Here is a 20,742-nt window from a genome sequence, read left to right as displayed (position 1 = left end):
CGCTTGAGAACTTCATGAATATTACAGTCACCAAACCCTTTATGCCGCCGTACGCCGACTATCAGAGCTATCTGGCAGGCATATGGTCTCGCGAGTGGTTAACGAACAACGGCCCTTTGCTGAACGAGCTGGAAATCAAGCTCAAAGAATGCCTGTCGGTTGATAATCTGCTGTTTTTGAGCAATGGCACCGTCGCGCTGCAGATTGCAATCCGTGCGCTTGAACTTCAAGGCGAAATCATCACTACGCCGTTCAGTTATGTTGCGACCACTTCCAGCATTGTCTGGGAGCATTGCGAGCCGGTCATGGTCGATATCTGCCGGGACACGCTGAACATCGACGTGACCCTGATCGAACAGGCCATTACCGAAAAGACCACAGCGATCCTTGCCACGCATGTCTTTGGTAACCCGTGTGACGTCGAAGCGATTGCGGTTATTGCCAAAAAGCATAACTTGAAAGTGATCTACGATGCGGCGCACGCTTTTGGTACACAGCACAAAGGCAAATCCTTGCTGGCCTACGGTGACGTGTCGACGTGCAGTTTCCACTCCACCAAGCTCTTCCATACAGTGGAAGGCGGTGCCGTGATCAGCCCGCACGCCGATGTCTCCAAGCGCATGGCCATGATGCGAAACTTCGGCCACTCCTCGGCGACTGATTTCGGCGATGTGGGTATCAACGGCAAGAACTCCGAGTTTCATGCGGCGATGGGCCTGTGCAACATCAAGCATGTACCCGATATCTTGAAGGTGCGCCGCCAACTGTGTGAGCGTTATGTGCAAAATCTGGAAGGGCTGCCTGTCACTTTCCAGAAGATCCTGCCGAAGACTGAATATAACCACGCGTATTTTCCGGTGGTGTTTCAAAGCGAAGCGGTGCTCTTGAAACTGGTTGAATTTCTCAACCTGAACAGCATCTACCCACGTCGTTACTTCTACCCGTCGCTGACAAAACTGCCGTATGTACACGGGCAGAGCGCCAGCGTCGCAGAAGATATTTCTCGCAGAATTCTTTGCTTGCCGCTGTATCACACCCTTTCTTTGGAAGAGGTGGACATGATCTGCCGGCTGGTAAAACAAGACCTGTCGTGACCGGCAGTTTTGTATAAATAGGGACATTTGAAATGGCTGTCAATACTAGTGAATACGCAGGCGGGGACACGAACGTGAGTGGTACTGAAGTCTTTAAACGTGATTATTTCAGCGACGAGGATAAGCTCGGTTTGCTGAATTTTCTCATGCAGGAGTTCGGTCTCGAGCAGCCACTCGTGTTGAAAGGGGCCGACGCAGCGGTGTCGGCCCGGTTCATTGCCAAGCAGTATTCACTTCGCGGCAAAAAAATCGACCTGCTGTTGTTGGATGCTGTCCTCGTGCAGCAGGCTGACGCCTCGGTGGCCAAGCTCTTCGAACTGCTGTCGGGGAGAGGGCTTGTCTGTGTTGAGTCCAAAGGCGCCGCGCCTGAAGTGCTGAACAGCCTGCAGCAGGCATTTGAGCCGATTCTGACCACGCCCGGTTTTTCGATCTTCGCGAAGCAGGAAGGTGAGCGTTCAGTTCGCAGTGCGCGCTATCAAGTTGATCTGTTTCTCAGAAAGCTGCATTTTCAGAAAAGCTGCTTGATTGCCAAAGGCCCTGACCACCTGCCCCTGGTGACCGTGGTTGTCCTGACTTACAAGCATGAAGCTTACATTGCAGAGTGCATCAACTCGGTACTGCGCCAGCAAGGCGCGTTCCGTATGCGCATTATCGTGATTGACGATGTGTCGCCGGATAACACTGCCCAGGTGGTTCGTTCCACCATCGAGAACCAGCAGAACGAACGTATCTCCATTGAGTTCCATGCCAACACCAAGAACGTTGGCGTTGTAGCGAACCTGGCGACCTCGGTGAACCTGGCCAAGGGCTGTGACTACCTGACGTTTTGTGAAGGCGACGATTTCTGGACCTCAGACACGCGTATTCAACAGCATATTGATTTCCTGGCGAAGCACCCGGAATCGGTCATGTCGTTCAACTCGATCGAGCTGTGTGTGTCTGATGGCTCTTCGCGCGAGATTTTTTCGGAACACAAGCATCTGGCGAGTGACACGATCAGCGGCCTGGAACTGGCCGAAAACAATGTCATCGGCAACTTTACCGCGTGCTTCTATCGTGGCCCGATTCTGGACGTTATCCCTGCAGAAATATTTGATATTTATACAGTGGATTGGTTCTTCAACACGTACTGCGCGCAGTTTGGCAGTATTGCGCACCTCAAGCAGCCGCTGTCGGTTTACCGTCAGCATATCGGTGGCGAGTGGAGTGCGCGTAAAGAACTGGACAAGGCCACTGCGCTGCTCGGCCTGATCGATGAATACAACGCTTTTATCGACTTCAACTACAACGAAGGCTACCAGAAGTACAACTGGAAGCTGTATGCGTGGGTAAACGGCAACTACTCCGACAGCTTTGAAAAGCTTGACTTGATTGTTGTCGATGATGTGTTCCCCTCGCGTCGTAGCGGTTTCCGCCATGTCGAGTTCACCGCCTACTTGAAGGCGTTCAAGCGTTCGCTGGTACTGACCACCGGCGCTACCTTGCACGTGCTTGAAAACGCGTCGATCAACAGCGTGGTTCGCGATTACCAGCACAGCTACCCGGAGCTGGGCAATCGGGTCATGGTCGCGGATGAGTCGTTCCCATTGACCATCGGCAAGGTGCTGTACGCCAACTTCATCTCCAACGCTTTTTCGTTGTTGCCGCATGCTGAAGCGCTGAATATTCCGTTCGTCTTCACCCTGTATCCGGGCGCCGGTTTTGCCCTGAACAGCATCGAATGTGACAAGAAGCTCAAGCGCATCTTTGATTCGCCTTGCTTCCAGAAAGTCATCGTTACCCAGCAAGTGATTTATAACTACATCACTGAAAAGCACCTGTGCCCGGCTGACAAGATCGAGATGATTTTCGGCGTGGTGATGCCTGAACCCGTCGGCGAGCGACCGCGCCTGCAGAAAAACCGTTGGGGGTTCGGCAAGGAGCGTCTGGACATCTGCTTCATGGCGCATAAATACACGACCTACGGTGAAGACAAGGGTTACGACGTCTTTATCAACACGGCGAGTATCTTGTGCCAGCGCTATGACAACATCTTCTTCCACGTGGTCGGCCCGTTTAACAAGACGGTCATCGACGTCAGCTTGTTCAGTGACCGGATCAAGTTCCATGGCTCGCTGAACCCGGATGAGTTTGATGGCTTCTTCCAGGACATGGACATCATCATGTCGCCGAACATCAGCGGCAAAATCTTCCCCGGCTCTTTCGATGGTTTCCCAACGGCCAGCTGCACTGAAGCTGCGCTGCGCGGTACCGCGATTTTCGCCTTTGACGAGTTCAACTCCGCCAAGGGGCGGTTCACCGACGGCGAAGATATCGTACTGATCAAGTACGACCTGTGGGATATCGTTGGCCTGGTTGAGAAATACCATGCCGATCCTGCCGCCTTGAAAGCGGTCGGCGAGGCGGGCATCGGCCGTGTCCGTGCGCTTTACAGCTATGACGCACAGCTTGCACCGCGCATCGAAATACTGCGTGAGGTCATCCGCAATCCGGTGATTTCGTCGGTGAGTGTCGACCCGTTGCCGCTGGGCATGCAAAACGTCGTGCCGGCGAATGAGGGTGTGCAGCAAGTGGCTTCCTTACCGGTAGCGTCGGCCCCCCGTGGCAGATTGGGTACGCTGCGCAAGTACTGCCCTGAACCGCTCAAAAAAGTGTATCGCCTTTGGAAGGCTCGCCATGTCTCTTAAGCAAGTGGATGCAGTACCGGGCGCTGACGAGATGCCATTGGTCAGCGTTGTGGTGCCGTCTTATAACCACGCAAAACATATCAGCAAGGCCATCGACAGTGTCCTGGGCCAGAGCTTTTCGAACTTTGAATTGCTGATCTCCGATGACTGCTCGCCGGACAATAGCTGGGAAGTGATTTCCAGCTTCACGGATCCGCGTATTCGAACGTTCCGGCAGGAACGAAACCTCGGGCCTGTGGGGAACCTGGTGTTCCTGATCCAGCAGGCACGCGGTCGGTATGTTGCGCTGCTCAATTCCGATGATGCCTGGTACCCGTCCAAGCTCAGCAAGCAGGTCGCGATCCTGGACGCTCAGCCTGAGTTGGGCGCGTGCTTTACGTGGGCTGACCTGGTGGACGGCACGGGGCAGGAGATTTCCGGCCCTGAGGCGATCTGGAACGATGTCTTCAGGCAGCCTAACCGCACGCAGGGTGAGTGGCTCAAGCACTTCTTCTTGAAGGGCAACTGTATTTGCCACCCAAGCATGCTGGCGCGCAAGGAAGTGTTCGAGACCCTTGGCTATTACAACCCTGGGTTAAGGCAGCTGCCGGACTTCGATATGTGGATTCGGCTGGTCAAGCAGTTCCCGATTCATGTGATCCAGGAGAACCTGGTCGCGCATCTTCGCGATGGCAACAATACCAGTGCGGTGTCGCCGGAAAACTCGGCGCGAAACTTGACCGAACTGGTCGAGATATTTGCATCCTTCTTCGAGTCGTTGCCGGATCACGTCTTTATTGACGGGTTTTCTGAATACTTTCGCCTCAAAGGTGTGCCGCTCACCCCGGCCAGACTGGAAGCCGAGAAGTTCTTTCTGCTGTTGGACAGCGCATTCGTTCAAGCATCGGGCAAAGCCGCGGCCTTGTCCTTGTTTATCAAACGGTGTGCGGACCCGGAGTTCGAGCGTGTGCTGCGCGATGAGTACATGTTCTCGGTTTTTGATTTCTACCGCATAACCGGACAAACCGGGTTCGGGCATTTCCTGATGGCTGCCCATCATGCTGCTGCCCCAGCGCCGGCTTCGGTAGGCGGGACACTTGCAAGCCCGTCGGGTCAGAGCCGTGTTATCCACTTTTTAAAGCGGGTAGTGCGCCGTTTGCGCAGAGAATTACAGCGTATCAGTGCGTAGGCCAGCGGGTTGAAGGTGGACTGGCAGGAGGGTGCATCAGCACGTTCCTGTCGAAACAGCGAATAATCGTTCAGAGAGCATTATGAAAACATTTTTTGGTCTTATTGGTGCAGGCGGGCATGGCAGGGAAGTCATGCCGATGCTGCGATCAATGATCAAGGGCACGCCCGCCGAATTGAACGCTGAATTATTATTCGTTGTGGAGAATTTAGAGGCGCCAACTCAGATCAATGGGTATCGGGCGATCAGTCTGGAGGCCTTCTTCGCGCTCGAGGGGGTCAAGCGATTCAACATCGCGATTGGCAACTCGGAGGCTCGTCAGCGGATTGCTGACGCGTGTCTGGCGAACGATATACAGCCGTTCTCATTAATTGCTGGCAGCGCAATCTTGTTGGACAGCAATGAGATCGGTGAAGGGGTGATGATCTCCGAGCAAACGATCATTACTTCCAATGTAAAGATTGGTCGTTTTTTTCAGGCCAACAACCAGTGCAACATTTCCCATGACTGTGTGATTGGCGATTTTGTCACGTTCGGACCGGGCGTGAAGTGCAACGGCAATGTCACCATTGGTGATCATGCTTACGTAGGCGCCGGTGCACTGATCAAACAAGGCAGGCATGGGGCTCCCTTGAAGATTGGGGCGGGAGCGGTTGTAGGCATGGGCGCGGTTGTGGTCAAAGACGTTGAACCCTACACCACGGTAGTGGGTAACCCGGCCCGGCTGTTGGTGAAGTAATGTCAGACGCAAGTTCGCGCTTCGAATTATCGGTGCTGCTGGTGACCTATAATCATGAGCGGTATATCGAGCGGGCGCTGGACTCGCTGTTCAGCCAGGAGTTCTGCGGCGCTATTGAACTGGTTATCGCGGACGATGCTTCATCGGATTCGACGTTGGCCTGTATCCAGCGTTATGAGGGTCGCGACGCGCGGTTTACCTTCAAGTACCTGGCGCCGTCGGCCAACCTTGGGATTACCAGGAATTATCAGCGCGGTTTTTCGGCGTGCTCCGGTACCTATGTGGCGGTGCTTGAAGGTGATGATTACTGGAGCAGCCCGTATAAGTTGACGCGCCAGGCCCGGTTTCTTGATGCACATGGGGAATGTGGCCTGTGCTCGGTCAATTACTTCGTTTTTAATGAAGAGGACGCCAGCTTCGTCAGCCGGGTCGAGCGCGGCGACGGTTATCGGTTGTTAAGTGCGCGTGATCTGATTGCGGATAACCTGGTCGGTAACTTTTCGACCTGCCTGTATAGAAAGTCCGCCTTGGACGCACTGCCGCAAGCATTGTTCGAAATCAAGTCGTATGACTGGATCGTCAATATCTGCGTGGCCAGAAGCAGCCTGATCGGGTTTATCGAAGAGCCGATGTCGGTGTATCGCGTGCATTCAGGCGGGGCGTGGTCCCACGTCGCCCATGCCGGGCAATTGGAGCTGCAACTGAGCCTGATTCCCGCTTATGACCAACTGACCCATCAGCTGTTTCATACCAGCTTCGTCAAACTGCAGCGCCACTTGCGCAAGGCGATTGTGATGTCGCGACGTGGCCATTCACTGGGTACCGTTGCGCGTGCGGTTGCCTGGGGTGCAGCCAACGTTGAGCAGTTCCTGCCGCCTGTTGTGGTCATGCTGTTCAACGCCTTGACGCCGCCAGTGGTTAAAAAAGTCTTCCTGAGACTCATCCGCCGCGGTGGAGGTGTATGAGCGGGCCTCTGATCAGCGTGATAATGGCAACCTTCAATCACGCTGAATACGTGAAAGAAGCGATTGCCAGTGTATTGAAGCAGCGCGGGGTCGAACTGGAATTTTTGATTGCCGACGACGGTTCCACCGATGGCACTCCTAAGGTCGTCGAGGCGATTGTCGACCCTAGAATCCGTTTTTTCCCCTATGAAGAAAATCGCGGCGCCTGCGCGGTAACCAATGAGTTAATTGCGCGTTCGCAGGGGCAATACATCGCGCTGATCAACTCGGACGATGCCTGGTGTGATGACGACAAGCTGATCTATCAGCTGCAGATATTGCTTGAGAACCCGCAGCTAGGGGCAACCTTTGGCCGCGCCCGTTTTATTGACAAGCGTGGTGAAGTCATCAGCAAGGGGCGTTTGACCTTTGGTTCGGTATTTGATCAGCCGAACCGTTCCCAGGGCGAGTGGTTGCGCTTTTTCTTCGATCGGGGCAACTGCATTTGCCATCCGACCATGCTTATTCGGCGTGAATGTTTTGATCAGGTGGGTGTCTACGATAATAACCTTCGACAGCTGCCTGACTTTGATATGTGGGTCCGACTGGTCAAACGCTTCCCTATTCACATCTCTGAGCGCGAACTGATCAACTTCCGCGTGCTACCAGGGCAAAGCGCCAGCAGTCAAACGGTGGCCAACGCTGTGCGCACGATGAATGAGCATTATTTGATTGCCAGTAGTTTTTTTCAGCACGTCGGAACTCAACATCTCAAGGATGGTTTTTCTGACTTGCTGAGATATCCTGACGTTCCGGGTGACAAGCACTTGGATATCGAGAAAGCACTGCTTTTTTTCGTGCCAAACAAAGCCTTGGGCAAGGCCTATGAGATGGTCGGTATTCTCGAACTCAATCGGCTTCTCAGCGCCGATGAGCATCGGGAAGTGCTGGCAAGGGACTACAAGATCGATGCCGGTTGGTATCATCGCAAGATGCAGGAAGTCGATGTGCTGCGCCCGAAATTTCTGGCAGTGATTGGCAATAAAATCGCGGGTTTGAAAAGCCTCTGTTTGAAGCTTTTCAAGTCTTAATTGTTTGAAAATAGTAACTTAAAAAGGAATATTTATGCGTTCTCTCTATCTGCTACCGGCCGTTGCTTTACTGGGTCTTCTTGCTGGCTGCGATGCAGACAAGATGAAAGATGTTGCGGCGAATGATTCGTGCTCGCTGGACAGCCCGGTCAACGGTAGCGAAGTCATGTCCAATGTCCCGTTCGAGCCATGGGGCTGGGCATACAACGCTGTAGCCAGCACCATTCCAAAAGACGTGACGCTGCAAATCATCAACGCCAAGAACGATGTTGTGCTGACTTCGCCGGTTGCACGCGTTCCGCGTCCGGACGTAGCCAAGGCCTTCTCCAAGCCTGACCTGGCGAACTCCGGCTTCGTTGGCAAGCTCGACATCAGCAAGCTGGACGCGGGTACCTACTCGATCAAAGTAATCCAGCAGGAAGGCAACTTCCGCTACAACTGCACGTCCCCAACCAAATTCAAGATCCAGGCCAAAAAAGCCTGATTGAATTCGGATTGAGCTGCACACACAACTCGGCGTTGAGCGGGTTGTGAGCATTCGTCATTAATGGATAGCTGCATTAATGACCGGGAAAAACACCTACCCTGTCGCCAACAAGGTAGGTGTTGCCCGTAGGGTGTTACATTGATTACTTGATGATGTCCTGCAGCCGTTCAAGTGCCAATGCGAGGTCGGTATGCGCCGTATCGATTTCAAGCTGCGCTTCGACGGGCGCTTCATAAGGGCTGCCCACCCCTGACAGGTTCGGCAGTTGTCCGGCCCTGGCCTTTTTATACAACCCTTTCACATCCCGCTCTTCACACACTTCAAGGGTTGTACTGACGTACACCTCTACAAACCGGTCCTCACCAATCAGTTCTTTCGCCATTTGCCGCTCTCTCCTGAACGGCGAGATAAAGGCCGTCAAGACGATAAGCCCGGCATCCATCATCAGTTTGGCCACTTCGGCGATACGCCGGATATTTTCCACGCGGTCCGCATCGGTAAAGCCCAGGTCTCTATTCAGGCCCTGGCGTACGTTATCGCCATCGAGAATATAGGTGCGATAGCCTTGGGCATGCAGTTCCAACTCCAGTGCGTTGGCCAGCGTTGACTTGCCCGACCCCGACAGCCCGGTAAACCAGATGACTTTGCCTGGGTGGCCATTGAGCTTTTCCCGGTCTTCACGGGTAATCGAAAGGGCCTGCCGGTGCACGTTCTGCGCCCGCCGCAGGCTGTGGTTGATCAGCCCTGCCGCAACGGTGGCGTGGGTAACGCGATCCACCAGAATGAAGCTTCCCAGGGTCCTGGACTGTCGATAGCTGTCAAATACCAAGGGTTTGCTGGTTGCCAGGGTGCAGACACTGATGTCATTTAGGGACAGATGGCGGCTGGCATCACGGGCAAGGGTGTTGGTGTCGATGCGATATTTTATGTTGGTGATTGAAGCCGATGCCCATTGCGTCGCCAGTTTGATGTCGTAGCTGCGGCCGTTGAGCCCCGCGTCTTCGTTCATCCAGATCAGCACGGCTTCAAACTGGTCGGTAACCTCCAGCGGGCTGTGGCTCAGGGACAGTATGTCACCGCGTGAGACGTCGATTTCCTTGCTCAGTGTCAGCGTAACGGCGTCGGTGGCAGTGGCGCACTGGGTGGAGCCGTTCATGCCGATAATGTCGGTGACCGTAGCGGTGTGGCCCGAGAGGCTTGCGCGCACCTCATCGCCGACGCTGACCTGACCTTCTGCCACACAGCCGCTGAACCCTCGAAACGAGGCATCCGGACGATTCACCCATTGCACCGGAAATACCAGGCGCTCGGACGCAGGCGTAGCAATCTCAAGGGTTTCCAGGCAGCCCATCAGGGTCGGGCCGTTGTACCAAGGCGTGTGGGTGGAGCGTTGGGTGATGTTGTCACCCTTGAGCGCGCTGAGAGGGATCGGAATGATCTTCTCGAACCCCAGGCTTTGCGAAAACTCGCGGAACTCGTCGGTAATCTGGCGAAAAACGCCCTCGTCGAACCCGACCAGATCCATCTTGTTCACGGCCACGACCACCTGGCGAATGCCCATCAACGACACCAGGTAGGCATGCCTGCGGGTTTGCGTCAGCACGCCCTGGCGGGCATCGATCAGGATCACCGCGACATCGGCGGTCGATGCACCCGTGACCATATTGCGTGTGTACTGCTCGTGGCCTGGGGTGTCGGCGACGATGAACTTGCGTTTGGCGGTGGAGAAAAAACGGTAGGCCACGTCAATAGTGATGCCCTGTTCACGCTCGGCGGACAGGCCGTCGACCAAGAGTGCAAAGTCGAGATCCTTGCCCTGGGTGCCATGTTTTTTCGAGTCGGCGTGCAGCGCCGTCAGCTGATCGTCGGTGAGTTGCCGTGCATCCCACAGCAAGCGGCCGATCAGTGTGCTTTTGCCGTCGTCGACGCTGCCGCAGGTGATGAAACGCAGCAGGTCCTGGTCACCCTGTTGCGCCAGAAAGGCTTCGATCGTTGCATCAGTGGCGAGCGCGGTAGGTTCGAGTGCCATCAGAAATAGCCCTCCTTTTTCTTCTTCTCCATGCTTGACGCGCTGTCACTGTCAATCGCTCGGCCTTGTCGCTCGGAGCGGGTGGAGCCCAGCAATTCAAGGATGACATCGGCGGCGGTGAGGGCGTTTGACTCCACCGCGCCGGTCAGTGGGTAGCAGCCCAGGGTGCGAAAACGCACGTTGCGCGCTTCAATTTTCTCGTCCGGGAGCAACTTCATGCGTGAATCATTCACCATAAGTGCCACGCCATTACGGATAACGACAGGCCTTTGTTTTGCGAAATAGAGTGGGACCAATGGGATGTTTTCCTGGTGGATGTATTGCCAGATATCGAGTTCTGTCCAGTTGGACAGCGGAAAAACGCGAATGCTCTCGCCAGGATTTTTATGGGTGTTGTAGAGGTTCCATACCTCGGGACGCTGGTTTTTTGGATCCCATTGATGGCTTTTGCTGCGGAAGGAAAACACGCGCTCCTTGGCGCGGGATTTCTCTTCATCGCGGCGTGCGCCACCAAACACCAGGTCAAATTTGTACTTATCCAGGGCTTGCTTGAGGCCTTCGGTCTTGGTCAGGTCGGTGTGCAGCGCCGAGCCGTGGTCAAAGGGGTTGATGTTCTTGCTGATCGCTTCGGGGTTGATATGCACCAGCAGGTCCATGCCGCTTTCGCGTGCCATGAAATCGCGGAACATGTACATCTCCTGAAACTTCCAGCGCGTATCGACGTGCAAGAGCGGGAAGGGCGGCACAGAAGGGTAAAAGGCTTTGCGGGCCAGGTGGAGCATGACCGCGCTGTCTTTGCCCATCGAATACAGCATGGCTGGGTTTTCGGATTCGGCCACCGCTTCGCGGATGATTTGCACGCTCTCTGACTCAAGTCGCTTGAGATGAGGCGTGAGCGACTTTGCCGGGGAATGTGGCGCGCGCAATGAGCTTTCGTCGAGTACCGGGGCATAACTGAGCAGCCCGAGTTCGACGCTGGCCGGTGGGCAGACTTGCCTGCAAATGGCAGTGAGACGTCCGCTGGGAAACACGACGATGTATTTGCCAATGTGGGCTTGCAAGCGCTGCAGGGCATTGGCCAGGGCCTGGGAATCGAGCGGCACCGGCCCGAGCGGCAGCCAGTAGCGGGCGCCCCTGGCGTCGTTGGCGTGCAAACAGTCTTGGCCGTCCGGTGTACGGAACAATTGCGCGAAGATCACCAGCTTGCGCTTGGCCCGCGCCCTTTCTACATCCCAGGCCAGCACGACAGGGGTCGGTGGGCGTCCCAACTCATCTTCAAGGGAGTGCACCGTGAGTTCGGCGGGCAGCAAGCCCAATTCGTGCAGGCGGCGTTCGGCCGTGCGTTTGGTGTCGGCTTGTTCGAGCGCATGAAGGTGTTGATAAGCCGAGTGCGTATCCCATACAACGGGGGCATCCAAGCCGAAAAAGTCTGGGTTGGGCATGATGACCTTTGTCGCATTTTGCGAATCTGTCCAATTGTGCTGCGTAAAATACATTATCTGTATTTTTTTGTTATGTGTTTTGTTTGTGTATTGCAAATAGCGACGACCTGGTGTGCGAAACCTTCACGTCACCCTGAAGGAATTGCTACGGCCAATACCTCAAGCGTTTACTGCGTGACCAGATGATGACGGGCGCCTAGCGGGTCGATAATTTCCCTGGTCGCAGCACCAGCCAAAGGGCGCCCGCAATCAACACCCCGCCATACAGATGGGCCATCGACAACGGTTCATCGAGCAGCAACGCGCCCCACAACACGCCAAATGGCGGAATCATAAAGGTCACGGTCATCGACTTCACCGGCCCAATCGACGACAGCAAGCGGAAGTACAGGATGTAGGCAAACGCCGTACACACCAGCCCCAACCCCAGCAATGACGACCATACCTGCCAACCACCCCAGCTCGCCGGTGGATGGCTGATGGCGCTGTAGGCAAAAAACGGCAGTAAGAACAGGGTAGCGCCGAGCATGCTGCCCAATGCCGAAAGCCGGCTGTCCAGGCCGCCACGCTGATCGAGCCAGCGCCGCGCAAGGAAACCGGCAAAGCCGTAGCACGTGGTGGCCAGCAGACAGGCCAGTGCGCCCATCAACAAGTCCATATCAAAGGCTACCGGCCCGGCACGGGTCAGGATTCCTACGCCAAACAGGCCCAAACAAACACCTGCGATTTTGGAAGGCGTCAGGCGCTCACTGAAGAACAGCCCGCCGATCAACACACCCATCAACGGCGTGGTGGCGTTGAAGATCGCCGAGTAACCCGCCGGCAGCACCTGGGCGGCCACGGAATACATAGTCGCGGGAATCCCGGAGTTGATCACGCCGAGCAGCAGCACGGTCTTGAACTTGCCCTGGAAGTCCCAGTTCACGCGCATCATCGTGAGGATCACCAGCAACCCGGCGGCGGCGATCGACACGCGAAAAAACGCCGTCGGCACCGTGCCGATTTCCGGCGCAATGATGCGCATGAACAGGAAGCTGGCGCCCCAAATGGCAGCCAGCCCCAACAGGTACAGGGTGTCGACAGGTCTCACGGAACACTCCTACATCAATAAGGCGGCGAGTGTTGCCCAGTGGCCTGCGCGACACAATCGCTAATTACAGGACAAACCGCGTGACCATGCCGTTGAGGTCCACCGCCAGGCGTGACAGCTCCTGGCTGGCCGCCGAGGTCTGGGTGGCACCGGCGGCGGTCTGGGTCGACAGGTCGCGAATGTTCACCAGGCTGCGGTCGACGTCGCGGGCCACCAGCGCCTGTTGCTCGGCGGCGCTGGCGATCACCAGGTTACGTTCACTGATCTGCGAGATGGCTGCGGTGATTTTTTCCAGGGCGCTGCCGGCGCTGTTGGCCCGCTGCAAGGTCTGGCCGGCGTGCTCGGCGCTGCTGTTAAGCGCTTCGACAGTGCCTTGGGTGCCTTGCTGGATGCCGTTGATCATCTGCTCGATTTCTTCGGTGGAGTCCTGGGTGCGTTGTGCCAGCGAGCGTACTTCGTCGGCCACCACTGCAAACCCGCGCCCGGCTTCGCCTGCACGGGCGGCTTCGATGGCGGCATTGAGCGCCAGCAGGTTGGTTTGCCCGGCGATGCCGCGGATCACTTCCAGCACTTTACTGATGTCCTGGGCCTGCACCGCCAGGCCTTCGGCCTTGTTGGACGCACCGAGCACTTCGTCCACCAGGCTCTGGATCGAGCTGATGGTTTCGCTGATCTGGTAATGACCGTGCTTGCTGTCTTCGTCGGAGGCCGTGGACGCCTCGGCGCTGGACACTGCATTGGCCGCTACTTCGTCCACCGCCGCGCTCATCTCGTTGACGGCGGTGGCGGCCTGTTCGATCTCATCGTTCTGCGCTTGCAGGCCACGGGTGCTCTGCTCCATCACCGAACTCATCTCTTCGGCTGCGGACGCCAGTTGCTGGGCCGACTCGCTGATGCCATGAATGGTGGTGCGCAACTGATCCTGCATGGTGGCCAGGGCCGTCAGCAATTGCGCCGGTTCGTCGCTGCCTTTGACCACGATGGGCTGGCTCAAATCGCCACCGGCAATGGTGCGCGCCACCGCCAGGGCCTGGCCCAGCGGGGCGGTGATGCTGCGGGTCAGCAGCCAGGCGAGCAACAAGGTTGCGATCAGTGCACACAGGATGATCAGGCCGACCACCCACTGCGCGCGGGTGTACATCTGCGCCGCCGCGTCCGCTGCGGCTTCCACGCCTTTTTGATTGAAGGTAATCATGTCCTCCAGGCTTTTATTCAAGACCGTGCCCTGTGGGCCGATGCGTGTGTTGAGCAGGTCGATGGCGTCTTGCTGCTGGTCCTTGTCGACCAGCTCCATCATCTGGCTGACGATGCTGTTGTAGGTGTTCACATCGCTGTTGAGTTGCTTGAGCATGGCGCGCTCTTCGTCGCCGCTGAGCAGGTCGGTGTGGTGCTCAAGCAGGGTGTTGAGTTCGTTGCGCTGGCGGGCGATCAGGCTTTTGCTGTTGTCGCGGATCCTTGATTCGTCGGTGGTCGCCATGCGCATCGACTCCAGGCGGATGCTGGCGATGCAGGCTGCAGCGTCGTGGATATTCTCGATGCTCGGCATCCACGACTCTTCCATCACCAACGCGCTTTCGCGCAGCTTGGCCATCTGCCCCAGGCCAAACATTCCGACGATCACCAGCATGCTGGCCAACACCCCGAAACTCAGGCTGGCGCGCAGACCGATCGGCATATTCCTCAATGACATCTTAGTGCTCCTTAGGCGATTTGAACCGGTTCCCGGGTCGGTCTTCAGACCTTGTTCGGTTGGGAAAGGGCGCGCTGTATATCAAAGTGCCATTAAGGTAGTAATCGGGGTTTCCCCTAAGCGGTGTCGAGGTTGTTACATCAGTTGTGAATTCACAGGTGGGTACGCTTTGCGCTCGGCTTGGGCAGGGCCACGCAGTTCCAAGCCTGTAGCGGTGAGTGGGGTGACTTTTTGGTGCGTTTATTGACTGAGTGGTCTACTTATTAAAACTGAAACTAAATGTACAAAACACATGATGTTGTACAGTCAGGCCGTGCAAATCATCCTTCTCCTGCCTCGATTCACTGGCTAAGCTCAGGCATCCAGATACCCGTTCGAGGTTTCCCGCATGTCGTCATCCGCCCCTGCCATTGCCCGCATGATCCTCGATGGCTTCGACGATTACCGTGAGCACTTTCGCCAGATCACTGACGGCGCCCGCGAGCGCTTCGAAAAGGCTCAATGGCAGCAAGGGCAGGCGGCATCGGCGGCGCGCATCAATTTGTATGAAGAGAAGGTCGCTGAAGTCACGGCGCGTCTGCGTGCCCACTTCGATGAGGCGGCGTTGCTGGCAGTGGACGAGTGGCCATTGGTCAAAAGCGCGTACATCGGCCTGATCGATCTGCGTTTTGACGATGAGCTGTCCGAGACCTGGTACAACTCGATCTTCTGCGGGCTGTTCAGCCATGACCTGATCAGCGACGGCTGCATGTTCATCCACACCACGCGGCCGAGCCTGCGCCGGGCGCGTGCGGCGCAAACCCGAACGTATCAACCTGCGGGCGACCTGGCGGCGACGCTGGCGCAGATCTTCGCCGATTACCGCTTCAGCGAAGCCTACGCCGACCTCGACGGCGACCTGCGCCGCCTCCAGGCGCAGCTGCGCGAAAATCTGCCGGATTGGGTGTGCAAAGACCCGCAGCTGAGTATCGAGCTGTTTTCATCGGTGCTTTACCGTAATAAAGGTGCCTACCTGGTCGGGCGCATTTTTACCCGCGACGAGCAGTGGCCACTGGTGATCCCGTTGCTGCACCGCGAAGGGCGCGGCATCCAGATCGATGCGCTGATCACCGACGAAGCCGATGTGTCGATCATCTTTTCCTTCACACGCTCTTACTTCATGGTCGATGTGCCGGTGCCCGCGGAGTTTATCGGCTTTCTCAAGCGCATCCTGCCCGGCAAGCATATTGCCGAGCTGTACACCTCGATCGGTTTCTACAAGCACGGCAAATCGGAGTTCTACCGCGCGTTGATCAACCACCTGGCCACCACCGATGATCAATTCATCATGGCGCCCGGCGTGCGCGGCATGGTCATGAGCGTGTTCACGCTGCCGGGTTTCAACACCGTATTCAAGATTATCAAGGACCGCTTTTCGCCGTCGAAAAACGTCAACCGCGCCACGGTGATCGAGAAGTACCGGCTGGTTAAAAGCGTTGATCGGGTGGGGCGCATGGCCGACACCCAGGAATTTGCCGACTTCCGTTTTCCCTTGAGCAAATTCGAGCCCGAATGCCTGGCCGAGTTACTGGAAGTCGCCGCCGGCACGGTGCAGGTGGAGGGCGATACGGTACTGATTCGCCATTGCTGGACCGAGCGGCGCATGACCCCGCTCAACCTCTACCTGGACAATGCCAACCCCGCCCAGGTGCGCGAAGCCCTGGAAGACTATGGCCTGGCGATCAAGCAACTGGCGGCGGCGAACATCTTCCCCGGCGACATGCTGCTGAAGAACTTCGGCGTCACCCGTCACGGTCGTGTGGTGTTCTATGACTATGACGAGATCTGCTTTCTCACCGAAGCCAACTTCCGCCACATCCCCGCACCGCGCACGCCCGAAGATGAAATGGCCTCGGAGCCCTGGTACTCCATCGGCCCGCTGGACGTGTTCCCGGAAGAGTTCCCGCCGTTCCTGTTCGCCGATGCCGGCCAGCGCAAGCTGTTCGACGAGTTGCATGGCGAGTTGTACAACGCCGACTACTGGAAAGGCCTGCAGGAAGCGATTCGCGCCGGCAAGGTGATTGATGTGTTTCCGTATCGGCGCAAAGACCCGCTGTAAACGCCTATTCCTGTGGGAGCGGGCTTGCTCGCGAAAGCGGTGCATCAGTTGACCATTAAGGTGACAGGCACACCGCATTCGCGGGCAAGCCCGCTCCCACATTTAGATAGGCGTCTGCCAGATCAGCCGCTTTTCTGCCACACTTGCCGGCCGTGCATAAATAGACGACCTGCAAAGTACCTGATGACTGACCAAGCGCCCGCTATCGACCAACTGCTCAAGAACCTCGATCACGCCATGCTCGCCGACCGCCACCGCTTGCGGCGCCAGTTGCTTGAGCTGCGCAAGAAGCCTGACGAGGAGAAGCTGGCGCAGTGGGTCACGCGTATGCAAGCATCCTGCGCCCAGGTCACCGCGCGGCGCGCCAGCCTGCCGGTGATTCGCTATGACGACAGCCTGCCGATTGCCGCCAAGCGCGACGAGATCAAAGAAGCGTTGCTCAAGCATCAGGTGCTGATCATTGCCGGCGAAACCGGCTCGGGTAAAACCACCCAGTTGCCGAAAATCTGCCTGGAAATCGGTCGCGGCCAATACGGCCTGATCGGCCACACCCAGCCGCGCCGGATTGCCGCGCGCAGCGTCGCCAGCCGGGTTGCCGAAGAGCTTGCTACGCCATTGGGCGCGCTGGTCGGCTATCAGGTGCGTTTCGAAGATCAGAGTGACTCCAACACCCTGATCAAGCTGATGACCGACGGTATTTTGCTGGCCGAAACCCAGAACGACCGTTACCTCGAGCGCTACGACACCATCATCGTCGACGAAGCCCACGAACGCAGCCTGAACATCGACTTCCTGCTCGGTTACCTGAAAACCCTGTTGCCGCGTCGCCCGGACCTTAAAGTCATCATCACCTCGGCGACCATCGACCTGGAGCGCTTTTCCAAGCACTTCGACGATGCGCCGATTGTCGAGGTCTCGGGTCGTACCTTCCCGGTCGACACCTGGTACCGCCCGCTGACGCTGGAGCAGGACGAGGAGGGCAACCGCGTCGAGGATGACTTGACCGTCGACCAGGCGATTCTCGCCACCCTCGACGAAATTGCCGCTTATGAGCGCAGCGAACGTCGCAGCCCCGGCGATGTGCTGGTGTTTTTGCCCGGCGAACGCGAGATTCGCGACGCCGCCGACATGCTGCGCAAGGCCCAGCTCAAGCACACTGAAATTCTGCCGCTGTACGCGCGCCTGTCGCCGGCCGAACAGCAGCGGATTTTCCAGTCCCACCCAGGCCGCCGCGTGGTGCTGGCGACCAACGTCGCGGAAACCTCGCTGACGGTGCCGGGCATTCGCTATGTGATCGACAGCGGCACCGCGCGCATCAGCCGCTACAGCTACCGCGCCAAGGTGCAGCGCCTGCCGATCGAGGCGATTTCCCAGGCCAGCGCCAACCAGCGCAAAGGCCGCTGCGGCCGGGTCGAGCCGGGCATTTGCATTCGCTTGTACAGCGAAGAAGATTTTATCGGCCGCCCGGAATTTACCGACCCGGAGATCCTGCGCACCAACCTCGCTGCGGTGATCCTGCAGATGCTGCACCTGCGTCTGGGCGAAATCACCGACTTCCCGTTTATCGAGCCGCCGGATGGCAAGGCGATCAGCGACGGTTTCAACCTGCTGCAAGAACTCTCGGCGGTGGACCGCAACAGCCAGCTCACGCCTCTGGGCCGCCAATTGGCGCGCCTGCCGGTGGACCCGCGCATGGGCCGCATGCTGCTCGAAGCAGCCAAGCTCGGCAGTTTGCAGGAAGTGTTGATTGTGGCCAGCGCCATGTCGATCCAAGACCCACGCGAGCGTCCGCCGGAGCGTCAGCAAGCCGCCGACCAGGCCCACGCGCAGTGGAAGGATGCCGATTCGGACTTCGCCGGGCTGGTCAATCTGTGGCGTGGCTTTGAAGAACAGCGCCAGGCACTGACCGCCAGCCCGTTGCGTAACTGGTGCCGCAAGAACTTCCTGAATTACCTGCGCCTGCGCGAGTGGCGTGACTCCCATCGCCAGTTGAGCCTGATCTGCCGCGATATGCAGCTGACGGTCAACAAGGAACCGGCCGACTTTGCGAAACTGCACAAGGCGGTGCTGTCCGGTTTGCTCAGCCAGATCGGCCAAAAGACCGAAGACGGCGATTACCTCGGCGCACGGCAGCGGCGCTTCTGGATTCACCCGTCTTCGGGCATCGGTAAAAAGCGTCCGCAATGGCTGATGGCCGCCGAACTGGTGGAAACCACCAAACTGTATGCGCGCATGGTCGCCAAGATCGATGCCGACTGGATCGAGCCGCTGGCCGGGCACCTGATCAAGAAAAACCACTTCGAACCGCACTGGGAAAAGAAGCGCGGCCAAGTGGTGGCGTTTGAGCAGATCACCCTGTTCGGGCTGATTGTGGTCGGGCGACGGCCGGTGCATTACGGGCCGATTGACCCGGTGGTGTCCCGCGAGTTGTTTATTCGTGAAGGTTTGGTACGCGGCGAGATTCAATCCCGCGCCAAGTGCCTCACGGCCAACCAGCAACTGCTGGAGCAGCTCGATGAGCTGGAGGCCAAGGCCCGTCGTCGTGACATTCTGGCGGATGAAGAAACCCTGTACGCCTTCTATGACGCGCGCTTGCCGGCAGAGATCCACCAGACCGCCACGTTCGACAGCTGGTACAAGGTCAACAGCCAGAAAGATCCGCAACTGCTGATCATGCGTGAAGAAGACGTACTGGCCCGCGAGGCCAGCGAGGTCACCGCCGCGCATTACCCGGACACGCTGCATTTGGGCGACCTGGAACTGGCCCTGAGTTACCACTTTGAACCCAACCACCCTCGCGACGGCGTAACCCTGCGCGTACCGGCGCCGCTGTTGCCGGCGTTGCCGCCGGAGCGTCTGGAGTGGCTGGTGCCGGGTGTGATCGAAGCCAAGTGCATCGCGCTGGTGCGCAACCTGCCCAAGGCGCTGCGCAAGAACTTTGTGCCGGTGCCGGACTTCGTCAAGGCCGCCCTGCAACGTATCGAATTTGGTCAGGGCTCGCTGCCTCAGGCACTGGGCCGCGAATTGCTGCGCATGACCGGCGCGCGGGTCAGCGATGAGGCCTGGGCCGAGGCGGCGCAGCAGGTGGAAAGCCACCTGAAGATGAACCTTGAAGTGGTCGACGGCCAGGGCAAGTTCCTGGGCGAAGGCCGCGATCTGGCCGAGCTGACCGCACGTTTCGCCGAGGCCAGCCAGGCCGCATTGGCGGTGCCGCAGACTGCGAAAAGCCAGCAGCCGGTGGAAGCCAAGGTGTTTGCCGCCGTAGCGGAAAAGACCCAGCAAAAGATTGCCGGCCTGTCGATGACGGTCTATCCGGCCCTGGTCGAAGAAAACGGCACGGTCAAGGAAGGGCGCTTTTCCACCGCCGCCGAAGCCGAGTTCCAGCACCGTCGCGCCTTGCAGCGCCTGCTGATGCAGCAACTGGCGGAACCGGCAAAATTCCTGCGGAGCAAACTGCCCGGTTTGACCGAATTGGGCCTGATGTACCGCGAGCTGGGGCGCATTGATGCACTGGTGGAAGACATTCTATTGGCCAGCCTCGACACCTGCGTGCTCGAAGGCGAAGCCAGCCTGCCGCGTGACGGTGCCGGCCTGGCTGCATTGGCCGAACGCAAGCGCGGCAGTTGGGCCGAGCACGCCGAGCGCCTGGCGCGCTTGACCCTGGACGTGCTGAAACTCTGGCATGGTTTGCAGAAACGCTTCAAAGGCAAAATCGACCTGGCCCAGGCCGTGGCGTTGAACGACATCAAGCAGCAGCTCAGCAACCTGGTGTATCAAGGGTTTGTGCGCGAAACCCCGGCGCAGTGGTTCAAGGAATTGCCACGCTTTCTGAAAGCCATCGAACTGCGCCTGGAGAAACTGCCGAGCCAGGTGCAAAAAGATCGCGTGTGGAGCACTGAGCTGGGCGGCTTATGGGCGCAGTACCAGAACCGCCTGAACAAACACGCCCAGGAAGGCAAGCGCGACCCGCAGCTCGAACTCTATCGCTGGTGGTTGGAGGAATACCGAGTGTCGCTGTTCGCCCAGCAGTTGGGCACCAAGGTGCCGATTTCGGATAAGCGTTTGAGCAAGCAGTGGAGCCTGGTCGAGGCCTGATTACTGTTGATGAGCGGCTGTTGTGGCGAGCGAGCTTGCTCGCGCTGGGCTGCGAAGCAGCCCCACCTTGGGCATCGAGATAGTTGAG

The 20,742-nt window shown here is 57.7% G+C and carries 13 protein-coding genes; 9 read left to right on the top strand and 4 right to left on the bottom strand.

Annotated elements, in window-relative coordinates:
- Positions 1–14 precede the first annotated feature (14 nt).
- The 7 genes from PSH96_RS20975 (at position 15) to PSH96_RS20945 (ending at position 8,207) form a co-directional block, all read left to right on the top strand.
- Positions 15–1,094: a DegT/DnrJ/EryC1/StrS aminotransferase family protein gene (locus tag PSH96_RS20975; protein ID WP_058422497.1), complete on the top strand. Its 1,080-nt coding sequence runs from the start codon at positions 15–17 to the stop codon at positions 1,092–1,094.
- 32 nt (positions 1,095–1,126) lie between these two features.
- Positions 1,127–3,781 carry a glycosyltransferase gene (locus tag PSH96_RS20970; RefSeq protein ID WP_305454824.1) on the top strand — a complete coding sequence of 885 codons (2,655 nt, stop codon included), beginning with the start codon at positions 1,127–1,129 and terminating at the stop codon, positions 3,779–3,781.
- Positions 3,771–4,949 (top strand): glycosyltransferase, encoded by a 1,179-nt coding sequence (locus PSH96_RS20965; protein ID WP_305454822.1) that lies wholly within the window; start codon positions 3,771–3,773, stop codon positions 4,947–4,949. Before PSH96_RS20970 ends, PSH96_RS20965 begins: the two co-directional genes overlap by 11 nt.
- 82 nt (positions 4,950–5,031) lie before the next feature.
- Positions 5,032–5,688 carry an acetyltransferase gene (locus tag PSH96_RS20960; protein WP_305454819.1) on the top strand — a complete coding sequence of 219 codons (657 nt, stop codon included), beginning with the start codon at positions 5,032–5,034 and terminating at the stop codon, positions 5,686–5,688.
- Positions 5,688–6,653: a glycosyltransferase gene (locus PSH96_RS20955; RefSeq protein WP_305454817.1), complete on the top strand. Its 966-nt coding sequence runs from the start codon at positions 5,688–5,690 to the stop codon at positions 6,651–6,653. The genes PSH96_RS20960 and PSH96_RS20955 overlap by 1 nt, the downstream gene beginning before the upstream one ends.
- Complete coding sequence (locus PSH96_RS20950) at positions 6,650–7,723, top strand: glycosyltransferase (protein WP_305454815.1); 1,074 nt, start codon at positions 6,650–6,652, stop codon at positions 7,721–7,723. Before PSH96_RS20955 ends, PSH96_RS20950 begins: the two co-directional genes overlap by 4 nt.
- A 34-nt stretch (positions 7,724–7,757) precedes the next feature.
- Positions 7,758–8,207, top strand: a complete 450-nt coding sequence (locus PSH96_RS20945; protein WP_305454813.1) for a hypothetical protein — start codon at positions 7,758–7,760, stop codon at positions 8,205–8,207.
- Between the two features lie 145 nt (positions 8,208–8,352).
- On the opposite strand, the gene cysN is transcribed toward PSH96_RS20945, so the two are convergent.
- From cysN to PSH96_RS20925, 4 genes are all read right to left on the bottom strand, one after another.
- Complete coding sequence (cysN, locus tag PSH96_RS20940; protein WP_305454811.1) at positions 8,353–10,239, bottom strand: sulfate adenylyltransferase subunit CysN; 1,887 nt, start codon at positions 10,237–10,239, stop codon at positions 8,353–8,355.
- A complete protein-coding gene (cysD, locus tag PSH96_RS20935; RefSeq protein WP_305454809.1) occupies positions 10,239–11,777 on the bottom strand; it encodes a sulfate adenylyltransferase subunit CysD in 1,539 nt (512 codons plus the stop codon). The genes cysN and cysD overlap by 1 nt, the downstream gene beginning before the upstream one ends.
- A gap of 100 nt (positions 11,778–11,877) precedes the next feature.
- A complete protein-coding gene (locus PSH96_RS20930) occupies positions 11,878–12,771 on the bottom strand; it encodes a DMT family transporter (protein ID WP_305454806.1) in 894 nt (297 codons plus the stop codon).
- Between the two features lie 64 nt (positions 12,772–12,835).
- Positions 12,836–14,398 (bottom strand): methyl-accepting chemotaxis protein, encoded by a 1,563-nt coding sequence (locus PSH96_RS20925; RefSeq protein ID WP_370694374.1) that lies wholly within the window; start codon positions 14,396–14,398, stop codon positions 12,836–12,838.
- Positions 14,399–14,849: 451 nt separating this feature from the next.
- Here PSH96_RS20925 and aceK point away from each other — a divergent pair, with 451 nt between their 5' ends.
- Positions 14,850–16,559 (top strand): bifunctional isocitrate dehydrogenase kinase/phosphatase, encoded by a 1,710-nt coding sequence (aceK, locus tag PSH96_RS20920; RefSeq protein WP_305454802.1) that lies wholly within the window; start codon positions 14,850–14,852, stop codon positions 16,557–16,559.
- A 183-nt stretch (positions 16,560–16,742) separates the two neighbouring features.
- Positions 16,743–20,654, top strand: a complete 3,912-nt coding sequence (hrpA, locus tag PSH96_RS20915) for an ATP-dependent RNA helicase HrpA (RefSeq protein ID WP_305454800.1) — start codon at positions 16,743–16,745, stop codon at positions 20,652–20,654.
- Positions 20,655–20,742: the final 88 nt, after the last annotated feature.

It is taken from the genome of Pseudomonas sp. FP2338 (genome assembly GCF_030687515.1).
GTDB lineage: Bacteria > Pseudomonadota > Gammaproteobacteria > Pseudomonadales > Pseudomonadaceae > Aquipseudomonas > Aquipseudomonas salomonii.
Note: the sequence above shows the minus strand (reverse complement) of the source record. Positions and strands in the feature narration are given on the sequence as shown.

Excerpts from the sequence above, each read along its gene's own strand:
- PSH96_RS20955 (WP_305454817.1), top strand. The coding sequence starts at position 5,688 with ATGTCAGACGCAAGTTCGCGCTTCGAATTATCGGTGCTGCTGGTGACC.
- aceK (WP_305454802.1), top strand. The coding sequence starts at position 14,850 with ATGTCGTCATCCGCCCCTGCCATTGCCCGCATGATCCTCGATGGCTTC.
- PSH96_RS20965 (WP_305454822.1), top strand. The coding sequence starts at position 3,771 with ATGTCTCTTAAGCAAGTGGATGCAGTACCGGGCGCTGACGAGATGCCA.
- PSH96_RS20925 (WP_370694374.1), bottom strand. The coding sequence starts at position 14,398 with ATGCTGGTGATCGTCGGAATGTTTGGCCTGGGGCAGATGGCCAAGCTG.
- PSH96_RS20945 (WP_305454813.1), top strand. The coding sequence starts at position 7,758 with ATGCGTTCTCTCTATCTGCTACCGGCCGTTGCTTTACTGGGTCTTCTT.
- cysN (WP_305454811.1), bottom strand. The coding sequence starts at position 10,239 with ATGGCACTCGAACCTACCGCGCTCGCCACTGATGCAACGATCGAAGCC.
- PSH96_RS20950 (WP_305454815.1), top strand. The coding sequence starts at position 6,650 with ATGAGCGGGCCTCTGATCAGCGTGATAATGGCAACCTTCAATCACGCT.
- PSH96_RS20975 (WP_058422497.1), top strand. The coding sequence starts at position 15 with ATGAATATTACAGTCACCAAACCCTTTATGCCGCCGTACGCCGACTAT.
- PSH96_RS20960 (WP_305454819.1), top strand. The coding sequence starts at position 5,032 with ATGAAAACATTTTTTGGTCTTATTGGTGCAGGCGGGCATGGCAGGGAA.
- PSH96_RS20970 (WP_305454824.1), top strand. The coding sequence starts at position 1,127 with ATGGCTGTCAATACTAGTGAATACGCAGGCGGGGACACGAACGTGAGT.
- hrpA (WP_305454800.1), top strand. The coding sequence starts at position 16,743 with ATGACTGACCAAGCGCCCGCTATCGACCAACTGCTCAAGAACCTCGAT.